Source organism: Vibrio sp. JZG10, from assembly GCF_054064075.1.
Window position 1 is genome coordinate 17,703 of record NZ_JBSUGE010000013.1, and the last position, 25,640, is coordinate 43,342.

24 protein-coding genes are annotated in these 25,640 nt (G+C 45.1%); 9 read left to right on the forward strand and 15 right to left on the reverse strand.

Translation table 11 applies throughout. The annotated features are described in order from the left end of the window. Positions 1-13: 13 nt before the first annotated feature. Positions 14-1,090, reverse strand: coding sequence for a 3-deoxy-7-phosphoheptulonate synthase (locus ACWYVB_RS14935; protein ID WP_457529355.1), 1,077 nt, complete (start codon positions 1,088-1,090; stop codon positions 14-16). Between the two features lie 207 nt (positions 1,091-1,297). Continuing rightward, positions 1,298-2,281, reverse strand: coding sequence for a beta-N-acetylhexosaminidase (gene nagZ / locus ACWYVB_RS14940; protein WP_457529356.1), 984 nt, complete (start codon positions 2,279-2,281; stop codon positions 1,298-1,300). Positions 2,282-2,380: 99 nt separating this feature from the next. Between nagZ and ACWYVB_RS14945 the strand changes: the two genes are divergently transcribed. Beyond that, positions 2,381-3,493 carry an anhydro-N-acetylmuramic acid kinase gene (locus tag ACWYVB_RS14945; RefSeq protein ID WP_203346644.1) on the forward strand — a complete coding sequence of 371 codons (1,113 nt, stop codon included), beginning with the start codon at positions 2,381-2,383 and terminating at the stop codon, positions 3,491-3,493. Between the two features lie 20 nt (positions 3,494-3,513). Then, the gene (gene murQ / locus ACWYVB_RS14950) at positions 3,514-4,443 is read left to right on the forward strand and encodes an N-acetylmuramic acid 6-phosphate etherase (RefSeq protein ID WP_005397513.1); all 930 of its coding nucleotides are present in this window, start codon (positions 3,514-3,516) and stop codon (positions 4,441-4,443) included. 51 nt (positions 4,444-4,494) lie between these two features. Here murQ and ACWYVB_RS14955 read toward each other — a convergent pair whose 3' ends face one another. Beyond that, the gene (locus ACWYVB_RS14955) at positions 4,495-4,767 is read right to left on the reverse strand and encodes a hypothetical protein (RefSeq protein ID WP_005397515.1); all 273 of its coding nucleotides are present in this window, start codon (positions 4,765-4,767) and stop codon (positions 4,495-4,497) included. 113 nt (positions 4,768-4,880) lie between these two features. Next, positions 4,881-5,222, reverse strand: a complete 342-nt coding sequence (locus tag ACWYVB_RS14960; protein WP_012842128.1) for a DUF2799 domain-containing protein — start codon at positions 5,220-5,222, stop codon at positions 4,881-4,883. A 280-nt stretch (positions 5,223-5,502) separates the two neighbouring features. On the opposite strand from ACWYVB_RS14960, the gene ACWYVB_RS14965 reads away from it, so the two are divergent. From ACWYVB_RS14965 to ACWYVB_RS14980, 4 genes are all read left to right on the forward strand, one after another. Beyond that, on the forward strand, positions 5,503-6,987 hold the full coding sequence (locus ACWYVB_RS14965; protein ID WP_005381914.1) for a carbon starvation CstA family protein: 1,485 nt from the start codon (positions 5,503-5,505) through the stop codon (positions 6,985-6,987). Between the two features lie 193 nt (positions 6,988-7,180). Then, positions 7,181-8,851 (forward strand): sensor histidine kinase, encoded by a 1,671-nt coding sequence (locus ACWYVB_RS14970; RefSeq protein ID WP_301639805.1) that lies wholly within the window; start codon positions 7,181-7,183, stop codon positions 8,849-8,851. Between the two features lie 31 nt (positions 8,852-8,882). After that, on the forward strand, positions 8,883-9,611 hold the full coding sequence (gene btsR, locus ACWYVB_RS14975; protein WP_006743107.1) for a two-component system response regulator BtsR: 729 nt from the start codon (positions 8,883-8,885) through the stop codon (positions 9,609-9,611). Positions 9,612-9,682: 71 nt separating this feature from the next. After that, on the forward strand, positions 9,683-10,156 hold the full coding sequence (locus ACWYVB_RS14980) for an arsenate-mycothiol transferase ArsC (RefSeq protein WP_193447659.1): 474 nt from the start codon (positions 9,683-9,685) through the stop codon (positions 10,154-10,156). A gap of 46 nt (positions 10,157-10,202) precedes the next feature. Here ACWYVB_RS14980 and ispH read toward each other — a convergent pair whose 3' ends face one another. The 6 genes from ispH to murJ form a co-directional block, all read right to left on the reverse strand. Further along, a complete protein-coding gene (gene ispH, locus ACWYVB_RS14985; RefSeq protein WP_047009110.1) occupies positions 10,203-11,168 on the reverse strand; it encodes a 4-hydroxy-3-methylbut-2-enyl diphosphate reductase in 966 nt (321 codons plus the stop codon). A gap of 23 nt (positions 11,169-11,191) precedes the next feature. Beyond that, positions 11,192-11,623 carry an FKBP-type peptidyl-prolyl cis-trans isomerase gene (fkpB, locus tag ACWYVB_RS14990; protein ID WP_301639806.1) on the reverse strand — a complete coding sequence of 144 codons (432 nt, stop codon included), beginning with the start codon at positions 11,621-11,623 and terminating at the stop codon, positions 11,192-11,194. A 156-nt stretch (positions 11,624-11,779) separates the two neighbouring features. Then, positions 11,780-12,289 carry a signal peptidase II gene (gene lspA / locus ACWYVB_RS14995; RefSeq protein WP_005397302.1) on the reverse strand — a complete coding sequence of 170 codons (510 nt, stop codon included), beginning with the start codon at positions 12,287-12,289 and terminating at the stop codon, positions 11,780-11,782. A 73-nt stretch (positions 12,290-12,362) separates the two neighbouring features. After that, positions 12,363-15,191 carry an isoleucine--tRNA ligase gene (ileS, locus tag ACWYVB_RS15000; RefSeq protein WP_182019269.1) on the reverse strand — a complete coding sequence of 943 codons (2,829 nt, stop codon included), beginning with the start codon at positions 15,189-15,191 and terminating at the stop codon, positions 12,363-12,365. Between the two features lie 64 nt (positions 15,192-15,255). After that, entirely contained in the window at positions 15,256-16,191 is a 936-nt protein-coding gene (ribF, locus tag ACWYVB_RS15005) for a bifunctional riboflavin kinase/FAD synthetase (RefSeq protein ID WP_046873948.1), read from the reverse strand. Positions 16,192-16,261: 70 nt separating this feature from the next. Then, on the reverse strand, positions 16,262-17,824 hold the full coding sequence (gene murJ, locus ACWYVB_RS15010) for a murein biosynthesis integral membrane protein MurJ (protein ID WP_046873949.1): 1,563 nt from the start codon (positions 17,822-17,824) through the stop codon (positions 16,262-16,264). Between the two features lie 305 nt (positions 17,825-18,129). On the opposite strand from murJ, the gene rpsT reads away from it, so the two are divergent. Further along, the gene (rpsT, locus tag ACWYVB_RS15015) at positions 18,130-18,390 is read left to right on the forward strand and encodes a 30S ribosomal protein S20 (protein WP_005381938.1); all 261 of its coding nucleotides are present in this window, start codon (positions 18,130-18,132) and stop codon (positions 18,388-18,390) included. 306 nt (positions 18,391-18,696) lie between these two features. On the opposite strand, the gene ACWYVB_RS15020 is transcribed toward rpsT, so the two are convergent. Beyond that, positions 18,697-18,999, reverse strand: a complete 303-nt coding sequence (locus ACWYVB_RS15020; RefSeq protein ID WP_005397309.1) for an ArsR/SmtB family transcription factor — start codon at positions 18,997-18,999, stop codon at positions 18,697-18,699. Between the two features lie 289 nt (positions 19,000-19,288). Continuing rightward, on the reverse strand, positions 19,289-20,179 hold the full coding sequence (gene nhaR / locus ACWYVB_RS15025; protein ID WP_262634220.1) for a transcriptional activator NhaR: 891 nt from the start codon (positions 20,177-20,179) through the stop codon (positions 19,289-19,291). 386 nt (positions 20,180-20,565) lie between these two features. On the opposite strand from nhaR, the gene ACWYVB_RS15030 reads away from it, so the two are divergent. Together ACWYVB_RS15030 and ACWYVB_RS15035 are read left to right on the forward strand one after the other, a co-directional pair. Then, positions 20,566-21,711 carry a Na/Pi symporter gene (locus tag ACWYVB_RS15030; protein ID WP_031780616.1) on the forward strand — a complete coding sequence of 382 codons (1,146 nt, stop codon included), beginning with the start codon at positions 20,566-20,568 and terminating at the stop codon, positions 21,709-21,711. Positions 21,712-21,859: 148 nt separating this feature from the next. Beyond that, entirely contained in the window at positions 21,860-23,002 is a 1,143-nt protein-coding gene (locus ACWYVB_RS15035; protein WP_301639810.1) for a flavohemoglobin expression-modulating QEGLA motif protein, read from the forward strand. Between the two features lie 71 nt (positions 23,003-23,073). On the opposite strand, the gene ACWYVB_RS15040 is transcribed toward ACWYVB_RS15035, so the two are convergent. From ACWYVB_RS15040 to ACWYVB_RS15050, 3 genes are all read right to left on the reverse strand, one after another. Further along, the gene (locus ACWYVB_RS15040; protein ID WP_301639811.1) at positions 23,074-23,925 is read right to left on the reverse strand and encodes a thymidylate synthase; all 852 of its coding nucleotides are present in this window, start codon (positions 23,923-23,925) and stop codon (positions 23,074-23,076) included. Between the two features lie 9 nt (positions 23,926-23,934). After that, on the reverse strand, positions 23,935-24,756 hold the full coding sequence (gene lgt, locus ACWYVB_RS15045; RefSeq protein WP_005381948.1) for a prolipoprotein diacylglyceryl transferase: 822 nt from the start codon (positions 24,754-24,756) through the stop codon (positions 23,935-23,937). 87 nt (positions 24,757-24,843) lie between these two features. Beyond that, positions 24,844-25,635, reverse strand: coding sequence for a sulfite exporter TauE/SafE family protein (locus ACWYVB_RS15050; protein WP_006743341.1), 792 nt, complete (start codon positions 25,633-25,635; stop codon positions 24,844-24,846). Positions 25,636-25,640: the final 5 nt, after the last annotated feature.

Consider the following 25,640-nt stretch of genomic DNA (forward strand, 5'->3'; position numbering starts at 1 on the left):
CTTAAATCCTGTATTAATTAGCCTTTAGACGATTTTCTAAGAAAGGCACTAGCTCTTCATGTGCATGACGTAATAGTGCCTCAGTTGAATCCCAATTGATACATGCGTCAGTGATAGATACACCGTATTTCATCTCTTCAAGAGATAAGTCAGAAGATTGATTTCCTTCATTGATATGGCTTTCAATCATAAGGCCGATAATGGACTTATTACCTTCACGGATTTGGTGAATAACATCTTCTGCGACTAATGGCTGGCGACGGTAATCTTTACGTGAGTTGGCGTGACTACAATCCACCATTAATGATGCATCAAGGCCAGATTTCGCCATTTCTTGCTCACACTCAGTAACTGACACTGAGTCGTAGTTAGTTTGCTTGCCGCCACGTAAGATCACATGTCCATTAGCATTACCCTGAGTGGTCAATAGCGCTACTTGTCCCTCACGGTTGATCCCCATAAAACGGTGGCTAGAAGACGCAGCTTGCATCGCATTGATTGCGGTTGCCAAACTACCATCCGTGCCATTTTTAAAACCGATTGGCATAGACAGGCCACTTGCCATTTCACGGTGAGTTTGTGACTCCGTAGTACGTGCGCCGATCGCAGCCCAACTAAAAGTATCCGCCAAGTATTGTGGACTAATTGGGTCCAGAGCTTCAGTAGCGAGCGGGATTTCCATCTCTGCCAATTCCACTAGCAGTTCGCGTCCAACATGCAGACCATGTTCAATATCGAAGCTGCCATCGAGGTGCGGATCGTTAATCAGCCCTTTCCAGCCGACCGTGGTGCGTGGTTTTTCAAAGTAAACACGCATAACAATATACAGTTGGTCACTTAGTTGTTCAGAGAGCGCTTTAAGACGTTTTGCGTAATCCTTCGCCGCTTCCACGTCGTGGATAGAACATGGACCACATACAACCAGCAGGCGATGATCCTTTTTATGAATAATATTAGCGATAGTTTGGCGAGACTCTTGAATAAAGCGGCGCGCTTTTTCACTCAAAGGAAGCTTGGTTTTTAGCTCCTCTGGGGTAATAAGAACCTGCTCTTCGCTAATATTAATATTGCTCAACTCACTTTTCTGCATAACTCTAACCTGTATATTTATTTTTACACCCAACCAAATCCTTGGTGAGACAACTAAGCTTTAACGACAAGATAACAGGCTAAAAAAGAAAAACAAGCGTACACAATAAAAAACATTTGGTGTAAATTATTATTTACAGACAAATAAAAAGCCAAAGTATAATTAACTTTGGCTTCTAATCGGTGTTTTGAATCGTTTACAAGAGGTTTAGCTGGTCAAGCGTTTCATCGCTTCACTCGCCGCTTTCCACTCTTGAGATAACTTGAGATCGCTTAGAGAAAACGACTGTTTTTTCAGTAACGCATCCGCCAGTGGCACTGTTGATACTGGCAAGTTATCCAACACCTCAATGTGTGCTTCACGCTTATTACACATCAATAGCATATCGCAACCGGCTTTCAAGGCTTTAACCCCACGCTCGGCAGGACTACCCATGATTGCAGCGCCTTCCATCGTCAGATCATCGGAGAAAACCAAGCCTTTAAAACCGAGTTGCTGTCGCAAAACCTGTTTCAACCAGTATTCTGAACCACTCGCTGGCTGAGAGTCGTAGTTCGGAAAAATCACGTGAGCAGGCATCATGGCATCTAAAATACCGGCATCAATTTGCGTTTTAAAGATAGCCATGTCTTGTTCAAAAATGTCGCTGCGCTCGTCGTATGGCGTTTCTAAGTGTGAGTCAGCAATCACACCACCGTGACCCGGGAAGTGTTTGCCTGTTGTTGCCATTCCAACGCTCTTCATGCCCTGCATGTAAGCGGTGCTAAATCGAAGAATGGTATCGGCATCTTCGCCAAATGCTCGGTTACCGATCGCTTTACATTGATGACCTTTATCGAGCACGGGTGCAAAGCTTAAATCAATGTCGTGTGCTATCAACTCCGCTGCCATTAGCCAACCGCCCATACGTGCTAACTCTTCACCATTTTGATGTTTGGCGTATTCTTCGGCTGCAGGGATCAACGAGAAACCTTCACGGAAGCGTTGTACTCGCCCCCCTTCTTGATCCACACCGATCAAAATCGGGCGCTTGGCTGCCCTGCGGATTGATTGAGTAAGTGCTTGAAGCTGTTCACTATCATGATAGTTGCGAGCAAATAGAATTAAGCCACCAACCGTAGGATGTTCCAGAATTTCTTTGTCTTCAGCGGTCAGTTCATAACCCGCGACGTCAACCCATAACGGTCCCATGTTTTCTCCTCAAAATCGGCTGAATATCTCGTATTCGATGAGGTTATTCGCTTCAGATTTGCTTTACAATAAGTGAATGAAGAATTGACGAGATCGGCTATGAAATTTAACGAACTGTACATTGGTGTGATGTCTGGAACGAGTATGGACGGCGTTGATACCGCTCTGGTTGAAATAAGTGATGAGCACGTTCGTCTGGTTGCGCACGACGATTACCCAATGCCCACAGCACTGAAAGAAATGCTGTTATCTGTTTGTACCGGTCAAGCCACAAATTTAAAAGCCATAGGTGAATTGGATCACCAACTTGGCCACCTCTTCGCTGACGCCGTTTTACAACTGCTCAATAAGTCTGGCTGCGTCGCGGAACAAATTCGTGCGATTGGTAATCACGGTCAAACGGTATTCCACCAACCTACTGGAGAGTTACCCTTTACCACTCAGTTGGGTGATGCCAACATCATCGCAGTGAAAACAGGGATTGATACGGTTGCAGATTTTCGACGTAAAGATATGGCGCTAGGTGGTCAAGGTGCACCGCTGGTTCCCGCTTTTCATAAAAGTATCTTTGCCATGCAAGATTCCACCACCGTCGTGCTGAACATCGGTGGCATTGCCAACATCTCTGTACTGCATCCCGAGCAACCAGTCATTGGCTATGACACAGGTCCGGGCAACATGTTGATGGACGCGTGGTGTGCTCTGCACACTGGGCAAAGCTTCGACAAAGATGCACAATTTGCACTGAAAGGAACGGTAAACGCTACTTTGTTGACTCAATTACTTAAAGAAGCTTACCTCGCCATGCCAGCACCTAAAAGTACCGGGCGAGAACTGTTCAATATTGACTGGCTGCATCAGCAACTGGCTCATTACAATTTACCAACCGAAGACGTACAGCGCACACTCTGCGAATATTCTGCGATTACCATTGCCAACGAAGTCGACAAGTTTTCTCATGGCATCACGCCTCAACTATTGGTCTGTGGCGGTGGAGCAAGAAACCCACTTTTAATGCAGCGATTGACTAAGTTATTGCCACAATGGCACGTTGCGACAACGGCAGAAAAAGGCGTTGATGGTGACTACATGGAAGCCATGGCATTTGCTTGGCTCGCACAGCGCTATATTCATAGCCTCCCTAGCAATTTACCGGAAGTCACAGGGGCAAGTCGTCTCGCTTCACTTGGCGTACTCTACTCAAAAAATTAATCACGAAGGCTTAAATTACTATGACAAATGACGCGCTTATTGCGGCTCTTTCTCACCTCGTCTCTGAAGGTCGAAATCCTGAAACAATGGATATCGATCTTCTTCCTTCATTCGATATTGTGCAGCGTTTAAACCAACAAGATAAACTCGTCCCAATTGCGGTCGAGAAAGTGCTACCAGAGATCGCTCAAGCCGTTGATAAGATCACGGAAGCATTTAAGGTCGGAGGTCGGTTGTTTTACATCGGTGCAGGCACCAGTGGTCGGCTCGGCGTCTTGGACGCTTCAGAATGCCCACCAACTTTTGGCACGGATCCAGAGATGGTCGTTGGTATTATTGCGGGTGGAAAAGAGGCCATATTCCGCGCGAAAGAAGGGGCAGAGGACGATCCTGCACTAGGCGAGCAAGATCTCAAAGAGAATGCACTAACACAACGCGATGTCGTCGTTGGTATTGCGGCAAGTGGACGAACACCATATGTGATTGGTGGCTTAGAGTATGCGAACGAACTTGGTGCCACCACTGTAGCACTATCTTGTAACCCTGACTCTCCGATTGCAGATATTGCCGATATTGCGATCAGCCCCGTTGTTGGACCTGAAGCGTTAACGGGATCCACTCGCTTAAAATCAGGGACGGCGCAAAAGCTCGTCCTGAACATGCTCACTACTGCAAGCATGATTCGCCTAGGCAAAAGTTATCAGAACTTAATGGTAGATGTGAAAGCGACGAATGCAAAGCTAGTTGCAAGAGCGGCTCGTATTGTTATGCAAGCAACAGATTGTACTAACCAAGAGGCTAAAACTGCGCTCAAAGAAACGGACTACGACGCCAAGTTAGCGATTTTGATGATTTTAACCGGGCTGGATAAAGAAAGCGCGACTGAGCAACTGAAAGCCAAACAAGGATATTTAAGAAAAGTCGTGATCGATCAAGCGAATCAACCTTAATCAATAAAGCGCCTCACTTATTTAAAAGTCAGGCGCCTTTTATGGCTTAATTTAGTAGTTCAATCGTTCAATGTGAGTAATACCGACTTTACCTTCAAGGTCGCTGAACATATGAACCATTGCTGGGTATGGTTGTGCTCCAGGGTAGACAACTTCTGCATTACAGAAAAACGCATAGTTTTGTCCGGCTACGACTTGAGTAGCCACAACCAAAGGGGAGTATTTGACACCGACAAACCCCTCGATACCTTTAGCAAATACTTCTTTATCCTCTGCTGTGAGTTCATGAAATGGACTCCAGCCACCAGCCATTTGCGTTGACATAATGTGATTCCTTTTTTCTGTGCTCACTATCAAGCAATATGCACACAGTTTAATAATAGGAGTTTTGCCACAATTATGTTATGCGGACGGTATCACAGCGGCTTTATTGACTATTAATTTGAGTACTCATTCCAGCCACGCTGCCATTCCATACGGAATTTTTGTGCTTGCTCAGTACCCTCACAAACCCCTTCATAATACTGACCAGATAACCCCATTTGATACGCAAAAGCAGGGTTACAGTATTCACGTAGACCCTCTAAATAACCTTGGTCGTAGTCACTTTGCTTAACGCTACCCAACTCACGCAGCTCGCTCATCGTGCGTGATGTGTGTCCGGCTACACCATCTTGATATCCGATCTGATGCCAATCTCCTGACTTGGCAAGATCTTCCGTCGTTGCAGCGCATCCTGCAAGTAAAGCCAGCGCCAAACCTAACGTTGCCTTTTTCATGGTTCTTCCTTAAGTAATTGTTTTCAAAAATAAGCTTACCACTAATTATTGGCGTTTGCCGCTTAGCTTGCAGATTAAACCACTGACGCCTCGAATCAGCCGCTCACTACTGCAATCAACCGTTCGCCATTTTTAAAAACCGCTCAAGCAGCATATCGACCACTCAGTGCTCTATTCGACCACTCATCTACTAACCGAATGCATTTAACACAAGTGACGCATAACATGCATCCTGAGATTAAAAAATTACCCTACCCAACTAAGACCAAGGACAATTGCTATGATGTGGTTTCTAACCTGTGTCGCAGCCCTAATCGGCGGATACTTCATCTACGGCGCTTTCGTCGAGAAGATTTTCGGCATCAATGAAAAACGCCAAACGCCTGCTCACACCAAATCGGACGGTGTTGACTTCGTTCCAATGTCAACAAAGAAAGTTTATCTAGTTCAGCTACTTAACATCGCTGGTGTTGGTCCAATTTTCGGCCCAATCATGGGTGCACTATACGGTCCAGCGGCAATGCTTTGGATTGTTGTCGGTTGTATTTTTGCTGGCGCAGTACACGATTACTTCTCTGGCATGCTTTCAGTGCGTAACGGCGGCGCATCTGTACCTACTATCACAGGTCGCTACCTAGGTAATGGCGCAAAACACTTTATGAATATTTTTGCCATTGTCCTACTGCTTCTTGTTGGCGTAGTGTTCGTTTCTGCTCCTGCAGGCATGATTACTAACCTCATCAATGATCAAACAAGCTTGAGCGTAAGCATGACGACTATGGTTATCGCTATCTTCGCTTACTACATCATTGCGACGATTGTTCCTGTCGATAAAATCATTGGCCGCTTCTACCCACTGTTTGGCGCTCTACTTATCTTTATGTCTGTTGGTCTAATGACAGCCGTTGCGTTTTCTAGCGAACACACAGTAATGGGTGACTTCCAAGTTTCAGACATGTTCTCGAACCTTAACCCAAATGATATGCCACTATGGCCAGCACTGTTCATCACTATCGCATGTGGCGCGATCTCTGGCTTCCACGCGACTCAGTCTCCACTGATGGCGCGTTGTATGGAAAACGAGAAAAACGGTCGTTTCGTCTTCTACGGAGCAATGATTGGTGAAGGTGTTATCGCGCTAATCTGGTGTGCTATCGCTCTGTCTTTCTTCGGCTCTCTAGACGCACTATCAGAAGCTGTGAAAAACGGTGGCCCTGGTAACGTGGTATACAGCGCATCATTTGGTCTGCTTGGTGTGTTCGGTGGTATCCTTGCGTTCCTAGGTGTGGTTATCCTACCAATTACGTCTGGCGATACAGCATTCCGTTCAAGCCGTCTGATCCTTGCTGAATACTTCAACATGGAACAAAAGACGCTACGTAACCGCCTACTGATGGCACTTCCACTGTTCGTTATCGGCGGTATCTTAACTCAAGTAGACTTCGGCATTATCTGGCGCTACTTCGGTTTTGCTAACCAAACAACAGCAGTAATGATGCTTTGGACTGCGTCAGCTTACCTACTACGTCACAACAAGCTGCACTGGATTACTACTATCCCTGCTATCTTCATGACCACGGTATGTGTCACGTTCATCTTAAACAACAGCTCGCTAGGTTTTGGCCTGCCAATGCAACTATCAACTATCGTCGGTATTGTGTTTGCCCTAGCAGTGACTGGTTACGTTATCAAAACCTCTAAGGGTAAAGGTGAAACTGAACTGGCTGACGAAGAGAAACCACAAGCCGTATCAGAAACAGCGTAATACTCGTCGCATCCGAGTGACTAAGATAAGAGCCTGCCAATTGCAGGCTCTTTTTGTTTTATACCCAAGTCACTTTAAGATTCAGAACTCGGAGCGCAGCGCCATGTATTAAGCTGTCTTTATTTATCTGAGCCAAGCATCTTGAAGTGACTTAGGTATACAATAACAACATTGATTCTAGGTTAGGTTCACTATGGAACTGGTCGTTTCCCTTTTACAACAGATGTGTGTTTACTTAGTTTTGGCTTACATGCTAAGTAAAACGCCAATCATCTTACCTTTGCTGAGTATTTCTTCGCGCTTAAGCCACCGCCTAATTTGTTACGTACTCTTCTCTGGCTTTTGTATTCTCGGCACCTATTTCGGTCTTCATATCAACGACGCTATTGCCAATACTCGCGCGATCGGCGCGGTCATGGGCGGGCTGTTTGGTGGCCCAGTGGTGGGTTTCGCCGTCGGATTTACTGGTGGCATCCATCGATACTCTCTTGGTGGCTTTACTGACCTCGCCTGCGCAATTTCAACCACCGCCGAAGGTGTAATTGGTGGCTTGCTCCACGTTTACCTTATCAAGCGAAATAAAGGCGCATTGCTGTTTAATCCAAGCGTCGTATTCAGCGTCACGTTTGTTGCAGAAGTGGTGCAAATGATTTTGCTGCTCGCCGTCGCTAAACCCTTTGATCAAGCCTATGAACTGGTGTCTGCCATTGCAGCACCGATGATCATCGCGAACTCATTTGGTGCGGCATTGTTCATGAGTATCCTGCAAGACAGAAAAGCGATCTTTGAAAAGTTTTCTGCGACGTTTTCGCGTCGAGCACTCACCATTGCTGATCGCTCAGTGGGAATTCTAAGCAACGGCTTCAACACCGAAAACGCTGAGAAAATCGCGCGTATTATTTATGAAGAAACCAAAGTGGGCGCTGTCGCGATTACCGACCAAGAAAAAATCTTGGCGTTTGTGGGCATTGGCGATGATCACCATAAACCGAACACGCCGATTTCATCGCAAAGCACATTAGACTCCATGGAGAAAAACGACATCATTTATCTTGATGGCGCGGAGCGTCCATACCAATGCTCCATTGCAAAAGATTGCAAGCTCGGGTCTGCTCTGATCATCCCACTGCGTGCAGGGAAAGAGGTCATTGGTACCATTAAGCTGTATGAACCGAAGCGTAAATTGTTCTCTACGGCCAACATGTCAATGGCGGAAGGGATAGCTCAGCTTCTCTCTAGCCAAATCTTGTATGGCGACTACCAACAACAACAAGCCTTACTCGCTCAAGCAGAAATCAAACTGCTTCACGCTCAGGTGAATCCACACTTTTTGTTTAATGCACTCAATACCATTAGTGCGATTACTCGTCGTGATCCTGATAAAGCACGTGAGTTGATCCAAAATTTATCGCACTTTTTCCGTAGCAATTTAAAGCAAAACATTAATACCGTGACGCTAAAAGAAGAGCTAGCGCATGTGAACTCGTACTTGAGCATCGAGAAAGCCCGCTTTACGGACCGCTTAGAGGTTGAAATCGATATTCAGTCTGAATTGCTGGACATCAAATTGCCAAGCTTTACACTCCAGCCTTTGGTTGAGAATGCCATTAAGCACGGCATTTCAAACATGCTTGAAGGTGGTAAAGTTCATATATACAGCGAAGCACACCCACAAGGTCACTTGATTACTGTCGAAGACAATGCAGGTAGTTTTGAACCGCCAAAAGAAAACCACTCCGGGCTAGGTTTAGAAATTGTCGACAAACGTCTCACTAATCAATTTGGGCGTGATGCATCGCTAAAAATTACGTGCGAGCCACATCAATTTACTAAAATGAGCTTTATCATTCCCCCAAAATCATAAAAGCACGCTGAAGCAATAAAGGTAATGTTGGATGTTAACCGCACTCGTCATTGATGATGAACAGTTTGCTCGTGAAGAGCTGACAGAGTTATTGGATGAAACAGGACAAGTTGAAGTGGTGGGCAATGCCTCAAACGCGATCCTTGGTCTAAAAAAAATCAATGAGCTCAAACCTGATGTGGTGTTTCTCGATATCCAAATGCCTCAAGTCACTGGGATTGAACTACTTGGAATGCTTGATCCAGAAACCATGCCTTATGTGGTTTTTGTCACGGCTTACGACCAGTATGCAATTCAAGCGTTTGAAGACAACGCCTTTGATTACTTGCTCAAACCTGTCGACCCATGCCGTTTAACCAAAACGGTCAAACGGCTAAATAAAGTCATTAGTCAATCCGCCCTAACTCAACAGCTGTCTGCTATTACGCCCGACACTTTAGATCAGATTCCGTGCATCGGGCACAACCGTATCGTCATCATGGCCACCGACACGGTAGAATGTGCATACAGTGACATCAGCGGCGTGCATGTACGTTCCACCAGCCAAGCCGCGAGCACTCAACTAACATTAAAAACGCTAGAAGAGAAAACCCCACTGGTACGCTGTCATCGCCAATACTTAGTCAGCATTAAGGCCATCAGCGAAATCAAATTACTCGAAAACGGATTAGCAGAAATCATCACCAAAACTGGCTTTGAGATACCAGTAAGCCGCCGCTACCTTAAAGTGCTCAAAGAGATGCTGGGCATTAGCCACTAACACAAAAAGTTCACACATCACCGCTGAGTTTCCGCTAGCGTATAAATAAGACGCTCCGAAAAGACGAGGCGATGATGTATAAAGTTTTGTTCATATGTAAGCACAATGCTGGACGAAGTGTGCTCGCTGAGTCGATCGCAACCCATATCCTGCCAGCAGATTTTAGTGTCGCCAGCGGTGGCTCTCATCCCACAGGCACAGTTCACCCGGTGGTGCAAAAATATTTAGATGACCACCAACTTCCCATTCCACATATCCACACCCACTCATGGGAAGAGCGAACTCAGTTTCTTCCTGACATCGTTATTATTCTCTGTGACTCTTTACATCAAGAGGCAGCTCCTCAGTGGCTTGCGGGTGGCGTTCGAGTAAACTGGCAAGTCGATGCCTTTCCGACTGAAGGTTCTGATGAAGAGGTGTACGCACATTGCGAAAGAGTTGCTCAGTCGCTTGAGCGAAGAATCACGAAGATGTCCGATATGATTATCGATGGTTTAGGGAAAGACCAGATTCGTGATTACCTAAATGAACTGAGAGAGATGTAAAAAAGACGACCCGCGGATCGTCTTTTTAATATTCGATAAATGGAGATTAATCCACTTGCTTGATTTGCAGTTCTTTGGGTACTTCAAAGAACATATTCTCTTCACGACCAAGCACTTCATCGACCGCTTCGGCACCGACGAGTTCTTTGATTCGCTCTAGAATCTGATTAACGAGCTCTTCCGGAGCAGATGCCCCCGCAGTCACGCCGACCTTTGTTTTGCCTTCGAACCATTCAGGTTTGATATCTTCCGGACAGTCGGTTAAGTAGCCAGGTGTCCCTAGCTTTTCAGCTAGCTCTTTAAGACGTGTAGAGTTTGATGAGTTTTTTGAACCCACAACAACCATCACATCTACGTCACCCGCTAATTCACGTACGGCATCTTGGCGGTTTTGTGTCGCGTAACAGATATCGTCTTTACGTGGTCCTTGGATATCTGGGAAGACGCGGCGTAGCTCTTCGATAACATCGGCAGTTTCATCTACAGAAAGTGTCGTTTGGCTTACGTAATGAAGATCGGATGGATCTTTCACAATCGACTTCAGTTTCTCAACATCGGCCGGGGTTTCAACCAAGTACATACCACCGGTTTCACTCGCGTACTGCCCCATTGTGCCTTCCACTTCAGGGTGACCTGCGTGACCAATCAGAACCACTTCCATATTGCGGCGGCTTGCTCGCGCTACTTCCATATGCACTTTGGTTACCAACGGGCACGTCGCGTCAAATACGGTCAAATCTCGCTGCTTGGCTTCCTGACGAACCGCCTGCGATACACCATGAGCAGAAAAAATCACAATGTTGTTGTCTGGCACTTCATGCAGCTCTTCAACGAAGACAGCGCCACGTTGTTTTAGCCCTTCAACCACAAAACGGTTATGCACCACCTCATGACGAACATAAATCGGTGGCTGATACATCTCTAGCGCACGCTCTACGATGCTAATCGCACGGTCTACACCAGCACAAAAGCCGCGTGGGTTAGCTAATAGGATTTTCATTTCATTGCTCATGGAAATTATCTTTATTGGGTTCGCTATTCTACTGACAAAATTTCAACTTCGAAAGTCACGTCTTGTCCCGCTAGAGGATGGTTGAAGTCCACAGTGACTGAATCGCCAGCAATCTCTGTAATAATGCCCGGGATTTCCATACCATCAGGACCACTGAACGCCATGATTGTACCCACTTCTACTTCTGCATCACCTACAAACTTAGTGCGATCCATATGGTGTACATGGTCTGGGTTTGGCATGCCAAACGCGTCTTCTGCTTTTAACTCAATCGCTTTTTGTACGCCTGTTTCGAGGCCTATCAAGCACTGCTCAAAGTTTTCACTCAAGCTGCCATCACCCATAACAAATTTCGCTGGTTTACCCATGTTATGAGTACTATCCGCAACCGATCCATCTTTCATTTTAATCGTAAAGTGAAGGGTTACTACAGATTCATTGGTTATTGTTGTCACGTTACTGCTTCCTTGTTCTTGGGTTATTACGCTGTCAGCTTGGTCTTTTTATACATTGATATGCTGATTGGCGCTCCAACATAATAAAAAGCGTCGCTCGAATCAACGGGCGACGCTTAGGGTTATTCAACTTTTCACAATATACACTGCCACTACTTAGGCTTTCGCCTCGTCTTTCTTTCGAAAGCCGTCAAGAATAATCATCGCGGCACCAATACAGATCGCCATGTCTGCAAGGTTGAACGCTGGCCAGTGATAATTACCCCAGAAAAAGTCCAAATAATCCACGACAAACCCATGTATTACTCGGTCGAATACGTTGCCTACTGCGCCACCAATAATCATGGCATAAGCAATATTATTCCATTTCTCTTTCGCTGGTAGTTTGCTCATCCAGTAAGTCAAAAGACCTGTAACGATAAAAGCAATACCTGTAAATAACCAACGTTGCCAGCCCGCTTGATCACTCAAAAAGCTAAAAGCAGCGCCATAGTTATGCACGTACAAAAGATTAAAGAATGGCAAAATTTCTATGCGGTTTGCCCAGCCATATCCCATGTTGTTCATTACAACATACTTAATGCCAATATCAGCTAAAAAGATAACCACCGCTAACCATAACCAGCGAATACCAGATTGCTTTAAAGACAGTGCTTTTTCACTCATTACTTTACCTACAAACAGCCCCAGTAAATACTGGGGCTGTTAATTTTAAAAAAAGTTCAGTCGTTCTAGGCAATTACGCGAATTTACGTACTTCACCTTCGCCTTCTACGTTAGACACACAACGACCACAGATTTTCTCGTGACCTTCAATTGTGCCTACGTCTGGCGTGTGGTGCCAACAACGATCACACTTCTCGCCTTCAGCTGCTGCTACTTCAACAAACAAGCCTTCGATATCCGTGGCTTGTGCTGCATCAGTCTTCTCACCTAGAGGCTTAACTTTCGCCGCAGAGGTTAGTAGAACAAAGCGCAGTTCATCTTCAAGTTTGTTGATCTTCGCCGCTAAAGCGTCATCAGCAAATAGAGTCACTTCAGCTTGTAGTGCACCACCGATGGTTTTCTCTTTACGCGCATCTTCTAGAAGTTTGTTTACTGCACCACGAACCGCTTGGATCTCAGCCCAGAATTCATTGTTCAGCTCTTCACCTTCAGCAAGGCCGAATAGACCGTCGAACCACTCACCAGTGAATACGAACTTGTCGCGCTCGCCTGGCATTTCGTTCCAGATTTCATCTGCAGTGAACGACATGATTGGCGCCATCCAACGAACTAGCGCTTCAACAATGTAGTAAAGCGCAGTCTGACAGCTACGTTGAGCGTTGCCGCCACGTTTTGCTGTGTACTGACGGTCTTTAATCACGTCTAGGTAGAAAGAGCCCATTTCGATCGAACAGAATTGCATTAGACGCTGAGTCACACCGTGTGTGTTGTACTCTTCGTATGCTTTAACAATCTCTTCTTGTGCTGCTAGCGCACGACCAACTGCCCAGCGATCTAGCGCAACCATCTCTTCAACAGGAACGATGTCTGTTTCAGGGTTGAAGCCGCTTAGGTTAGCAAGGAAGAAACGCGCTGTGTTACGGATACGACGGTAAGCATCTGCGCTACGTTTTAGGATTTCATCCGAAACCGCAACTTCACCGGTGTAGTCTGTTGAAGCAACCCATAGACGAAGAATGTCAGCACCTAGCTTGTTAGTTACGTCTTTTGGCGCAACCACGTTACCGATAGATTTAGACATCTTACGACCCTGACCATCAACCACGAAACCGTGTGTCAGTACTTGTTTGTAAGGCGCTTCGTCTTTCATCGCGATAGATGAAATTAGAGAAGACTGGAACCAACCACGGTGTTGGTCAGAACCTTCTAGGTATAGGTCTGCACTGTTGCCGTTGTATTCTTCACGAGCATCAACAACGGAGAAGTGAGTGACACCTGAATCGAACCATACGTCTAGCGTATCTAGTACTTTTTCGTATTGGTCAGCGTCAGCACCTAGTAGTTCAGCGGCATCTACATCCCACCATGCTTGGATGCCTTTCTCTTCAACCAGCTTAGCGACTTTCTCGATCAGCTCTAGCGTGTTTGGATGAAGCTCTGCTGTTTCTTTATGAACAAACAGAGCAATTGGCACACCCCAAGTACGTTGACGAGAGATACACCACTCAGGGCGACCTTCGATCATACCTTCGATGCGGCTTTGACCCCACTCAGGCATCCACTCTACGTTCTTGATTGACTCTAATGCTTTAGCACGTAGGCCAGCTTGGTCCATAGAAACGAACCATTGAGGTGTAGCACGGAAGATGATTGGAGTCTTATGACGCCAACAGTGTGGGTAGCTGTGCTCGTAAGCGTGGTGGTGTAGTAGTGCACCTTTTTCTTTTAGTACTTCTACTACTGCATCGTTCGCTTTAAATACGTGCTGACCAGCAAATAGCTCAGTGTCTGGAAGGTAAACACCGTTTGAGCCAACTGGGTTCGCTACTTCTAGGTTGTACTTGTTACCAACCGCAAAGTCTTCTTGACCGTGACCCGGTGCAGTGTGAACAACGCCAGTACCTGAATCAGTCGTAACGTGATCACCCAGGATCGCCGGTACAGTGAAATCGTAGAATGGGTGTTGGAATTGAGAAAGCTCAAGCTCCGCACCTTTAGCAAAGCCAAGGTTGTGGAAGTGCTCGATACCCGCACGGTCCATAACGTCTTTCGCTAGTTCAGCTGCAACGATGATACGTTCAGGTTGCTCGCCTTCGACTTGGATAAGTACATACTCAAGGTCATCACGTAGACACACAGCACGGTTCGCGGGAAGCGTCCAAGGAGTTGTCGTCCAGATGACAATAGAGATATCGCCTTTACCTTCATGACCTTCAGTCAGCTCAAACTTAGACAACAGTGCCGCTTCGTCAGCCGCTTTAAAACGAACGTCGATAGATGGCGATACTTTATCTTTGTATTCTACTTCCGCTTCAGCAAGAGCAGAACCACAGTCTGTACACCAGTGAACAGGTTTGAAACCTTTTAGCAGGTGACCATTACTTGCGATCTTACCAAGAGCACGAATAATGTTCGCTTCAGTTGCGAAATCCATAGTGCGGTATGGCTTGTCCCACTCACCCATGATACCAAGGCGTTTGAAGCTCTCTTTCTGACCTTCAACCTGACCTGCAGCGTATTCGCGACATTTCTCGCGGAATTCTGCTGCCGTCACTTTTTGGCCTGGCTTGCCTACTTTTTTCTCTACCATTAATTCAATAGGTAGACCGTGGCAGTCCCAACCAGGAATGTAAGGTGCGTCAAAACCTGAAAGTGTTTTGGATTTAATAATAATGTCTTTAAGAATCTTGTTTAGTGCGTGACCAATATGAATGTCACCATTTGCGTAAGGAGGGCCATCGTGCAATACGAATGACTTTTTGCCTTTCTTAGCTTTACGGATTTCACCGTAAAGATCTTCTTTGTACCAACGCTTAAGCATTTCTGGCTCACGATTGGCCAGATTGCCGCGCATTGGAAACCCTGTTTCAGGTAAGTTCAGGGTATCTTTATACTCACTCATCGATTCTTAATTCCGTTATATTGGGCGAAAATTAGACATTATGTTGAACGGTGGAATAAACCGCTCAACGCTTAAGCTGACGCAGCCACACCCTTGCTGCTTCAGCATCCAATTCGATTTGTTGTTTAAGTGCTTCAAACGACTCAAACTTTTGCTCATCTCGAAGTTTATGCAAAAGTTCCACTTCTAGTTGCTTGCCATATAAATTGGCATGAAAGTCGAATAAGTGTACTTCTAACTGCTGGCGAACGCCATTGACAGTCGGTCTTTGACCAATATTAGCAACACCGCCAATTGGCTTATTTCCTAAGCCAAGCGCTTGAACAACATAGACTCCGGAAACCGGAGAAACACAGCGTTTCAAAGGAATATTCGCAGTAGGAAAACCTATCGTTCTTCCCAGCTTTCTTCCATGAGAAACACGACCGCTGATGCTGTAGTTTCTTCCCAGCATCTGTTGCGCGGAATGCAAATCGTCACGCGCCAGCGCTTGACGGATAGCCGTACTGCTGACACGTAATTGTTGTAAACAAAAGCTCTGGGTACTCACGACATCAAAACCGTACTTTTCCCCTGCTTCCTGCAGCATTGCAAAGTTGCCAGTTCGGCCTTTGCCAAAGCAGAAATCATCACCAACGACAAGAAACTTAACACCCAAACGCTCGACCAACAAGTCACGGATAAATTCTTCCGCGGTTAAACTTGCAAAATGACGATTGAAATTGACGCAGAGCAAGCGATCAATATCGAGCTTACTCAATTGCACGAACTTATCGCGTAATCGCGTCAACCGTGCAGGTGCCTTATCTTTGGCAAACAGCTCCATCGGCTGAGGTTCAAAGGTCATCACAACAGAAGGCAATGATAGCCTGTCCGCTTGCTCAGACACTTGCTGCAATACTTGTTGATGGCCTTTATGGACACCATCGAAATTGCCAATAGTCAGCACGCAACCATGATGTCGCGGGGTGATATTGTGAATGCCTCTAATCAGTTCCATTGGATACTGCTTTCTGCCTCTGTTTTTACTTTACACTGTGTGAAACTGACGGATTATATACTAATCACCCTTAGTCTGTCCCAGCTTTTAGGTCTTTTAAGCGTGCACCCGTTAAAAATAGAACCACTAGGTAAACCACAGCTCCTAGACCGATCAACATTCCTAGTACACCGCTGCGGTGAGCAAAGCTCCAATCTAGCCACACTGACATGTCTTCCAATTGCCATAAGATCGCAGCCACCATCGCCGCACCTGCAATAACCAAACGTATAATAAAGAAGACGGTTCGTTTGGTGATTTGGTATACCCCTGCGATATGTAGACCACGATACAGCAATGCCATATTCACAAACGCCGAAAGTGCCGTCGCAATAGCCAAACCAACGTAACCATAAAAGTACGCAAAAATTGCGTTAAACACCATGTTGGTCACCATCGCAATGATGCCGTACTTTACTGGCGTTTTAGTATCTTGACGCGAGTAATAACCTGGCGCGAGCACCTTGATCAACATGAAGTTCAACAAACCTGAAGCGTAGGCAAAGAGCGACAATGATGCTTGATGTACGTCTTGAGGAGAAAATTCACCTCGCATAAACAGAACCATGAGCATAGGTTTTGCCAGTACCATCAGACCAAGCATTGCAGGAAGGCCAAGCAAGATCACCATGCGCACCCCCCAATCCATGGTTTGCGCGAAGCCTTCACTTTGTGCGTCAACGTGTTTACGTGAAAGCGCGGGTAAAATCACAGTCGCAATCGCAATACCAAACAGACCTAAAGGAAATTCCAATAAACGGTCTGAGTAATACAGCCAGCTGATCGAACCGGTTTGCAAAAAACTGGCGATGAACGTATCAAACAACAGGTTAATCTGACTGACCGATACACCAAATAAAGCGGGGATCATCAAAGTACGGATTTTTACCACACCCGGATCGCGCCAGCCCCATTTTGGCTTAACCATGACGCCAGCTTTAATAAGGAAGGGAATTTGGAATAAGAACTGGACCAAACCACCTAAGAAAACACCAATGGAAAGCCCTATTTCTGGCATTTCCATTTGCGGCGAGATAAACCACGCCGCCAAAATAATCATCACATTGAGGAAAACAGGGGTAAAGGAGGAGACAGCAAATTTACCTAATGTATTGAGGATAGCGCCCGATAGAGCGACGAAGGTAATGAACCATAAATAGGGAAAGGTGATTTTGAGCATCACGCTAGCAAGCTCAAACTTTGCTGCAGCCGGGCCACCATGCATCCAGTCAAGGAACCAACCAAAACCAAACACTGCAGTGACCACGCCGGAGCCTAGGACACCTAAAATGGTAACAATAGAGACTATCACCCCTAACGTACCCGCCGCTCTAGCAATCAGTTCCCGAGTTTTATCCATGTCGCCTTGAGCATGGCTTTCCGTTAAAACAGGTACAAACGCTTGGGAAAAAGCCCCTTCAGCAAACAAACGTCGTAAAAAATTAGGAATTTTATTGGCGAAGAAAAAGACGTCTGCGCTTGCTCCTGCCCCCATTAAATTTGCCACTACAACATCACGAACTAGGCCAAGAACGCGGGAAATAAATGTCATAGCACTGACGATCATGCCAGACTTGAGTAGTCGTTTACTCACTGTAACCTCGGAATATCACCATAAGACAGCTAACCCTATACTGTTTCTCTGACAGGTGCTGTAAATAGACGTCAAAAATCTATCCGCGGGTTGTAAGGAATAAGTGTGCCTTTCGCGGATAATTATTAGCATTGGTATAAAAATGCTGTTAGAATCCCCGCCATCTTAACCGCGATAACCTCTCTTACCAAAATTTGTTTTGGCTTAGATCGGTTTTTGCACAAATCATTTGACATTTAAGCGCAAATGAGGGATATTCCTCGCCCTTAAATTGTCACAGAACTAAGTTTTTGGGAGTTAGACCCTTGGCAAATAGTAAATCTGCTAAGAAGCGCGCTATCCAAGCTGAGAAACGTCGTCAGCACAATGCTAGCCGTCGCTCAATGATGCGTACTTACATGAAGAAAACTGTTGCTGCTATCGAAGCAGGCGACAAAGAAGCTGCAACTGCTGCATTCGCTGTAGTTACACCTATCCTAGACCGCATGGCAACTAAAGGCCTTATTCACAAGAATAAAGCAGCTCGCCATAAGTCTCGTTTCGCTGCACAAATCAAAGCTCTTTAATAGAGTCCTGGTTTTACAGTGAAGAAAAAACCGACCTTGTGTCGGTTTTTTTATATCTACAAAATTTTCTTAATAAAAAAGCTGGCAATGCCAGCTTTTCTTTTTTCTGCACGCCTATTCAAAGGCATCAGCTTATTTACCTTATAAAGCTCAAACTGGAAAGCACCAATAAAACACTTGAGAACAAAGCAAATTGGTCGATGCGCAGCAACTCTACCATCAAAAGTTTAACGCCACTCTCAAATATTCCAACGAGTTAGATTCACAGCCTAAAATGAACGATATATTAGGTATATGTAATTAACGCTAAGCGCTTTCAGCACAATAAAGACTATGCAGTGTTTTTATTAACGCTTTCACTTCATCACTCTTTAATGTGTAGTACACGGTTTGTGCTTCTTTCCTTGTCGTGACTAGCTCATCACGGCGAAGCCAAGCAAGATGCTGAGATAATGCCGACTGGCTTAGCTCTAACTTTGCACACAGCTCTCCCACGGACAGCTCTTGGTTATGCAGCATACAAAGGATTTGTAGGCGTCTCTCGTTTGCCATCGCTTTGAGCAACACGACGGCTTTTGCGGAGTTCTGCTCCATTTCTTGTAGATTCATGTGTTGGACCTCTAGCTACAACTTACTTATTCCAACCCTGGCCAGCTTGTTGTGTTGCACTGATTTATATATCTAAGAAAATCAAGATACACTTCCAGAGTCTTCATTATTAGAACCTCTAATTTAGTTGTTAGTGATACACCAATATTATCCACCAAAGTGGAGAATTGATGCGCCATCAATAATTAATAGTTTTGCTCACTAAAACAAGTATCTTGAGTTACTTAGGTATTATTTAGAATTATATTTTTATTGATAGTAATCTATTTATTTGCGCAACGATACGGGTTTACTCAAACATTTGACTGAAATCAGCATCACAAACATTTTTTACCGCTGGGTGTTGGATCATTCGTTCCGCAAAAATCACGTAGTACTCTTCTTTTAACCCATCGACATGACCAATTAGCTGTAGATTTCGGTCGTCCTCAATCTCCGACATGTATACGGTCGGCGCTAAGAAAATCACATCATCGTGGTACCGTGCGAAAGCCTTCATCAACGCGACATCATCAAATTCTCCCAACACATTAGGCTGAAGACCTTGACGATCAAACCACTGAATAACCTTACGCCCCATTGCTGTTCGGCTTGCAGGAATCAAAAGCTTTTTCTGTTCCAGAATCTCAGGAAAACGCACATTTTCAATTTCAGAAGAGGCGAAAAAGCTCATACTGCTCTCACCTAGCTTTTTGCTATAAAGGCCAGGGCTTTGAGTTGAGTCAACGGGACAATCCGAGAGGATCATATCCAGCTTGTGCTGAGACAGTCGTTCAAGTAGCAATTCGTGGGTTGACTCATAACAGCGTAAATGAATACTGCTATCTTCCGGGACAGTCGTCATTAGTACTTTACTGACCAAGCGCTTAGATAACGCATCGGCTACGCCAACTTCAAACAGAATGTTCGAGTGCTGACTGTAATTGACGATATCTAACATCTCATAACTCAAACCAAACATTCGGTCGGCGTACTTAAAAACAAGTTGCCCTAACTCAGTTGGCTCAACTGTACGACCATTTCGTTTGGTTAACTTTCCTTTCATGCGTTCTTCAAGCGCTTTAATCTGCCCTGTCACGGTTTGCGGTGTTAGGAAAAGCGCATCGGCCGCTTTAGTTACAGAGCCCTGTTTGCACACCATCCAGAAATAATATAGATGGTTGTAGTTTAGATGTGACATGATCAAGTCCCGAAAAGAAAGTGATGCTTTTTATACCAAATGTGACAGAGACAAACAATAAACTCGACAAAACCATACAATACATTACAAAAACATAAGTTTTACCGAATATATAAAATTAACACTGTCATAAAAGTTGAACTGAGGCGCATTTTCTTTCTAAAGAAAACGCAAAAACCACACAAAACAAAAGTCAGATTTATTCATTAAATTCAAAGGGTTAAAAACCATCAATTTTCCCTGCTCACACCAGTATCAAAAAGAACAATAAAAATTACTCACAGCAAGAAATCTGTAATATTACTGAAATATTTGTTCTCTAACATCGCCCGCAGTTTCAACTACAGACCGAAAAATGAACTGAAAGGTCAACGGAGAAAATTATGATGAACCAAGCTACTTCAACAGTGGCGCCAATTTCGAGCACTGCTCGTTGGTTACGCTGGGCTAACTTGGCATTCATGTTGTATCTGCTTCTTCTAGCAGTATCTATGGTTGGTAGTGGCTTCAAATGGGCAACTGGCGATCAAGCTAAGGTGCTATTTGAGTTTGCCGCTCACCCTGTTGCAGGTCTAATGATCGGCTTGGTGGCAACAGCCTTAATTCAGTCCTCAAGTACTGTAACGTCTATTATTGTAGGTTTGGTTGCAGGTGGCTTACCAGTAGAAACCGCGATTCCGATGGTGATGGGTGCCAATATTGGTACCACAGTGACTAATACGCTTGTTTCTCTTGGTCACGTACGTTGTAAAGAAGAGTTCAAACGTGCATTTGCAAGCGCAACTATTCACGACTTCTTCAACTTACTTGCTGTTGCTATTTTCCTTCCGTTGGAAATGATGTTCGGCATTTTAGAGAAAGTTTCTCATTGGCTTGTTTCTCCACTACTTGCTACTGGCGATATGAGCATTAAAGGCTTCAACTTCATTAAGCCAATAACAAAACCAGTTGTGGGTGCAATCAAAGAGCCACTTTCAACATTCGGTGATACTGTTGGTGGCATCATGCTTATCGTTTTGGGTATTGCGACAATCTTCGTTGCAATTACGGTAATGGGTAAGCTAATGAAGAGCCTAATGGTTGGCCGCGCACGTGAAATTTTGAAAAACGCGATTGGTCGTGGCCCTATTCACGGTATTGTATCGGGTTCAATCGTGACTGTGTTGGTACAATCTTCATCAACAACAACTAGCTTGATGGTTCCACTTGTGGGTACAGGCGTTCTTAAAGTTCGTGATATTTACCCATTCACGCTAGGTGCAAACATTGGTACTTGTATTACGGCGCTACTAGCAGCAACAGCCGTATCGGGTGAGTTTGCGGTATTCGCGCTTCAAATCGCTCTGGTACACCTAGTATTTAATATCATGGCAACGCTGTTTATCTTTGGTATTCCGTTCCTACGTGAAATTCCAGTGAAAGGCGCTGAGATGATTTCTGAAATGGCTATCAAGAACAAAGCTGTTGTCGGTGGCTACCTAATGTCTGTATTCGTTATTTTACCAGGCGCGATCTTAGCCCTAACGACATAACAATAACTTACATACCATCGCTTATTGTTTAGGCTCCACATTGTGGGGCCTTTTTTGCGTTAATGACCCTGTTCAAATTCGTTGTCTGGTGATAATTTGAGCCATACCAGCATACTTATGCTGGGCTACCTCATTTGGAGTCGACAACATGACGCAGCTTAATGGCACTATTTCTGATCAGCTACTCGCAATAGACGAAAACCTAACTCAACTGGTTGCTGATATTGATATCCTCAGTAGCGTGAATCCTCTCAATTATGCTCAGGAAAGAGAGCGCTTTATTAAGAACAAATACTCTCAAGAGCCTAACTTCCAATACTCAACTACCAATCTAGATACTCACAGCGCAAAGCGACGTCTGTATGAACTGCCTTTAGAGAATATTCAAGACACCCAATTACAAAAGTTGTACGCGGATGTGATTCAGTCTTACGCAGATAAATTGGATCAAGTGAATACTATCGGTACACAAGAGTTTCTTTATAACTCCTTGCGCTATTACGGAGAGCCGAGCGCCAAAGATATTGCCAACGCCCATTTCATTTTACACCTTCCCACGGAAGAAGAGAGCAAGCCGCAGCATGATAGCCGTGCGATAGCACACTTCATGCAAAACTTTGCTCAACGTAATGGATATGAGTGTGAAATACAGGTGTTGGATGGGATGTTAGCAAACGCACTCGTTTCGGGGTCTCGAGTCAAAATTAACCACGCAGCATACATCACGACCGATGAGTTAGAGGCTCTCGCACATCATGAAATGGGTGTACACCTTCTTACTACGCTTAATGGTCGTCAACAACCGCTAAAGGTCCTGAGCTTAGGGTGCCCAGCCAATACCAACACCCAAGAAGGGCTGGCTATATTGTGTGAATATCTGTCAGGACATTTCAGTATCAAACGCCTAAGAACCTTAGCCTTACGAGTTCTGGCGGTAGAGTCGATGATCAAGGATCGCGATTTCCGCCATACGTTCATGCTATTAAAAGAACAGTATAAAACGTCTGACCTTCAAGCATTTACAACGACTGCTCGTGTGTATCGAGGAGGCGGTTTGACGAAGGATTACTTGTACCTCAGAGGGTTCCGAGAGGTGCTCAATGCCTACGATAAACTGGGCAATGACTTTTCATTGTTGCTATGTGGGAAAACAGAACTGAAGTATTTTGAGCTTATCCGCTCATTAGTGAGCAAACAAATATTCACCCAACCCAAGTTTATTAGCCCGGCACTGTCTACACCGAAGCAGACCAACCCTATTCACCGCTATATTGTCAGCGCACTCAAGTAATATCTTCAAAGTACGAAAAAGCAAAAAAGCTCCATTCGGAGCTTTTTTCATATCTTGAAGAACAACACTGGTTACACTGAGAATGGGTAACGAATAGGGTCGTGATGCTCGTATCCTTCAACCCAAAAATCATCCAGTGTGACCCATGTTTCCAGATCTTCTAGAGATTTAATCTCTGGATTGATGTGGAACGTCGGCGCTTTTAATGGTTCACGTTTCAACTGAACATCACGCATCAGTTCAAGCTGATCTTCATAAATGTGCGCATTCACAATCTTATGAAATGCCTGACCAGGTTTCTTGCCCGTGATTTGCGCCATGATCGCCAAGAACACGTAAACTTGAACCATATTGAAGTTTAAGCCAAGCGGTACATCACACGAACGCTGAGTACTGTTTAGGTAAAGCGTATCATCCAGCAATGAAAAATGGTGGCTATACATGCAAGGACGCAAGCACCCCATGTGGAATTCACCCGGGTTGTAGAAGTTCAAGATTTCACCGCGATCATCAACACCACGCGTTAAGTCATCCACTATCTTGCGTAATTGGTCAACATGCCCGCCATCAGGCTTCGCCCATGCGCGCCCCTGGACACCGTAGACACGGCCCATGTCGTCTTCACCTTTACGGTATGGATTATTTAACCAAGCATCATTTAGGTTGGCATTGGCATCCCAGGTTTTCGTGCCCAGCTTACGAAAATCTTCCGCATTATCGTAACCACGAATGTACCCTAGTAGCTCTGCAACGGCCGCTTTCCAAAAACTTTTACGTGTGGTTACCAACGGAAATTGATTGTTCGCAACATCGTAGGTTAAATCCGCGTTGATTACGGTCAGACAGCGCTTGCCTGTACGCTCATTTTCAACCCAAACACCTTGGTCAACGATGCGTTGACACAAATATAAATACTGTTTCACACCAATACCTTACTTCGTCTTTTGTGGTAACTCGTCTTTGTAATGACCACGTTTGTATGCCCAAACCATCATTAGGACACCGATAACCACCATTGGCAGGGATAGAATCTGTCCCATGGAAATAAAGCCACCGAATAAACCCAAATGAGCGTCTGGTTCGCGCACGTACTCAACTAGGAAGCGGAATGTACCATATCCAGCTAAAAATAGCCCTGAAACAGAACCTAGAGGACGAGGTTTCTTGATGAACCAATTCAAGATGAAGAAAAGTACGATACCTTCAAGCGCCATTTCATAAAGCTGCGATGGATGACGTGGCAGTGGACCACCATTTGGGAAAACGATCGCCCAAGGCACATCCGTTACTCGGCCCCACAATTCGCTGTTCATGAAGTTACCTAAACGCCCCATACCCAAACCAAATGGCACAAGCGGCGCGATAAAGTCGGCAACGCCGAAGAACGTTCGCCCGTTTTTGTGTGCATACCAGAACATCGCGGTAATCACACCCAGTAAGCCACCGTGGAAAGACATACCACCGGTCCACACTTTAAACAAATACAAAGGGTCAGCCAGGAAAAGCTCAAAATTGTAGAAAAGCACGTAGCCAACACGGCCACCAATCACCACGCCAAGGAAGCCTGCGAACAACAAATCAGAAACCTGTTCTCGTGTCCAACCACTTCCCGGCTTATCCGCACGTCGGTTCGCCAACCATAGAGCGAACATAAAGCCCACAAGGTACATCAAACCGTACCAACGAACCGAAACAGGACCAATAGAGATTAAAACCGGATCAATATTGGGAAATTCAATATATCCCTGAGACATAAATCATTCTCTTCTTATCACAACAAAATAAATATACCCAAGTAACCTCTAGATGCTTGGTTCAGCGAGAATGACTTGGGTACAAACTTAGAGCAGCATGGTCGCTGCTACAAACATTAAGAACACCGCGAATATCTTTTTTAATACCGCAGTTGGAAGGTTAGTTGCCAGCTTCGCACCCACTTTTGTTGTGAGCATCGAGGCCATGGCAATAGCTAATAATGCTGGAAGATAAACATAGCCAATACTGTATGAAGGTAAGCCTTCCACTTTATAGCCATGTAAGATGAAACCGATCATACCAGAAATAGCAATCACGCAACCACAAACGGAAGATGAACCCACCGCTTTACGCATTTCTATCCCGTGTTTATTTAAAAATGGGACCGATAGTGAACCACCACCAATACCAGCAAGGCTTGATACAACGCCAATCCCCGTGCCATACGCAACGGTCACCGGGCTGCTCGGCATAGGTTTACTGCTCGTAACTTTAATGGAACGGAACATTTGTACTGACAGGCAAAGAACAATGACACCAAATACTTTCGGCAAGTAGTGCGTAGGGATCCACTCAGCAATATTGGCACCGACAAAACCACCTATAACCACACCTGGCATCAACCATTTTACGACGAACATATCGACATTGCCGAGCTTAAGGTGATTCATCGCCGATGAGCCTGACGTGACAATAATACTCGCTAACGAAGTGGCTAGGGCCATGTGCATACTCATTTCTGGAGAGATTCCAGCAAGAGGAAGCAAATACAACAAGGCAGGAACAACAATCAAACCACCACCGATACCGAGTAACCCCGCCATCACACCCACAAAAGCGCCTAGCGCCAACAATAACAAAAATAAAGAGACGGTCACGATTT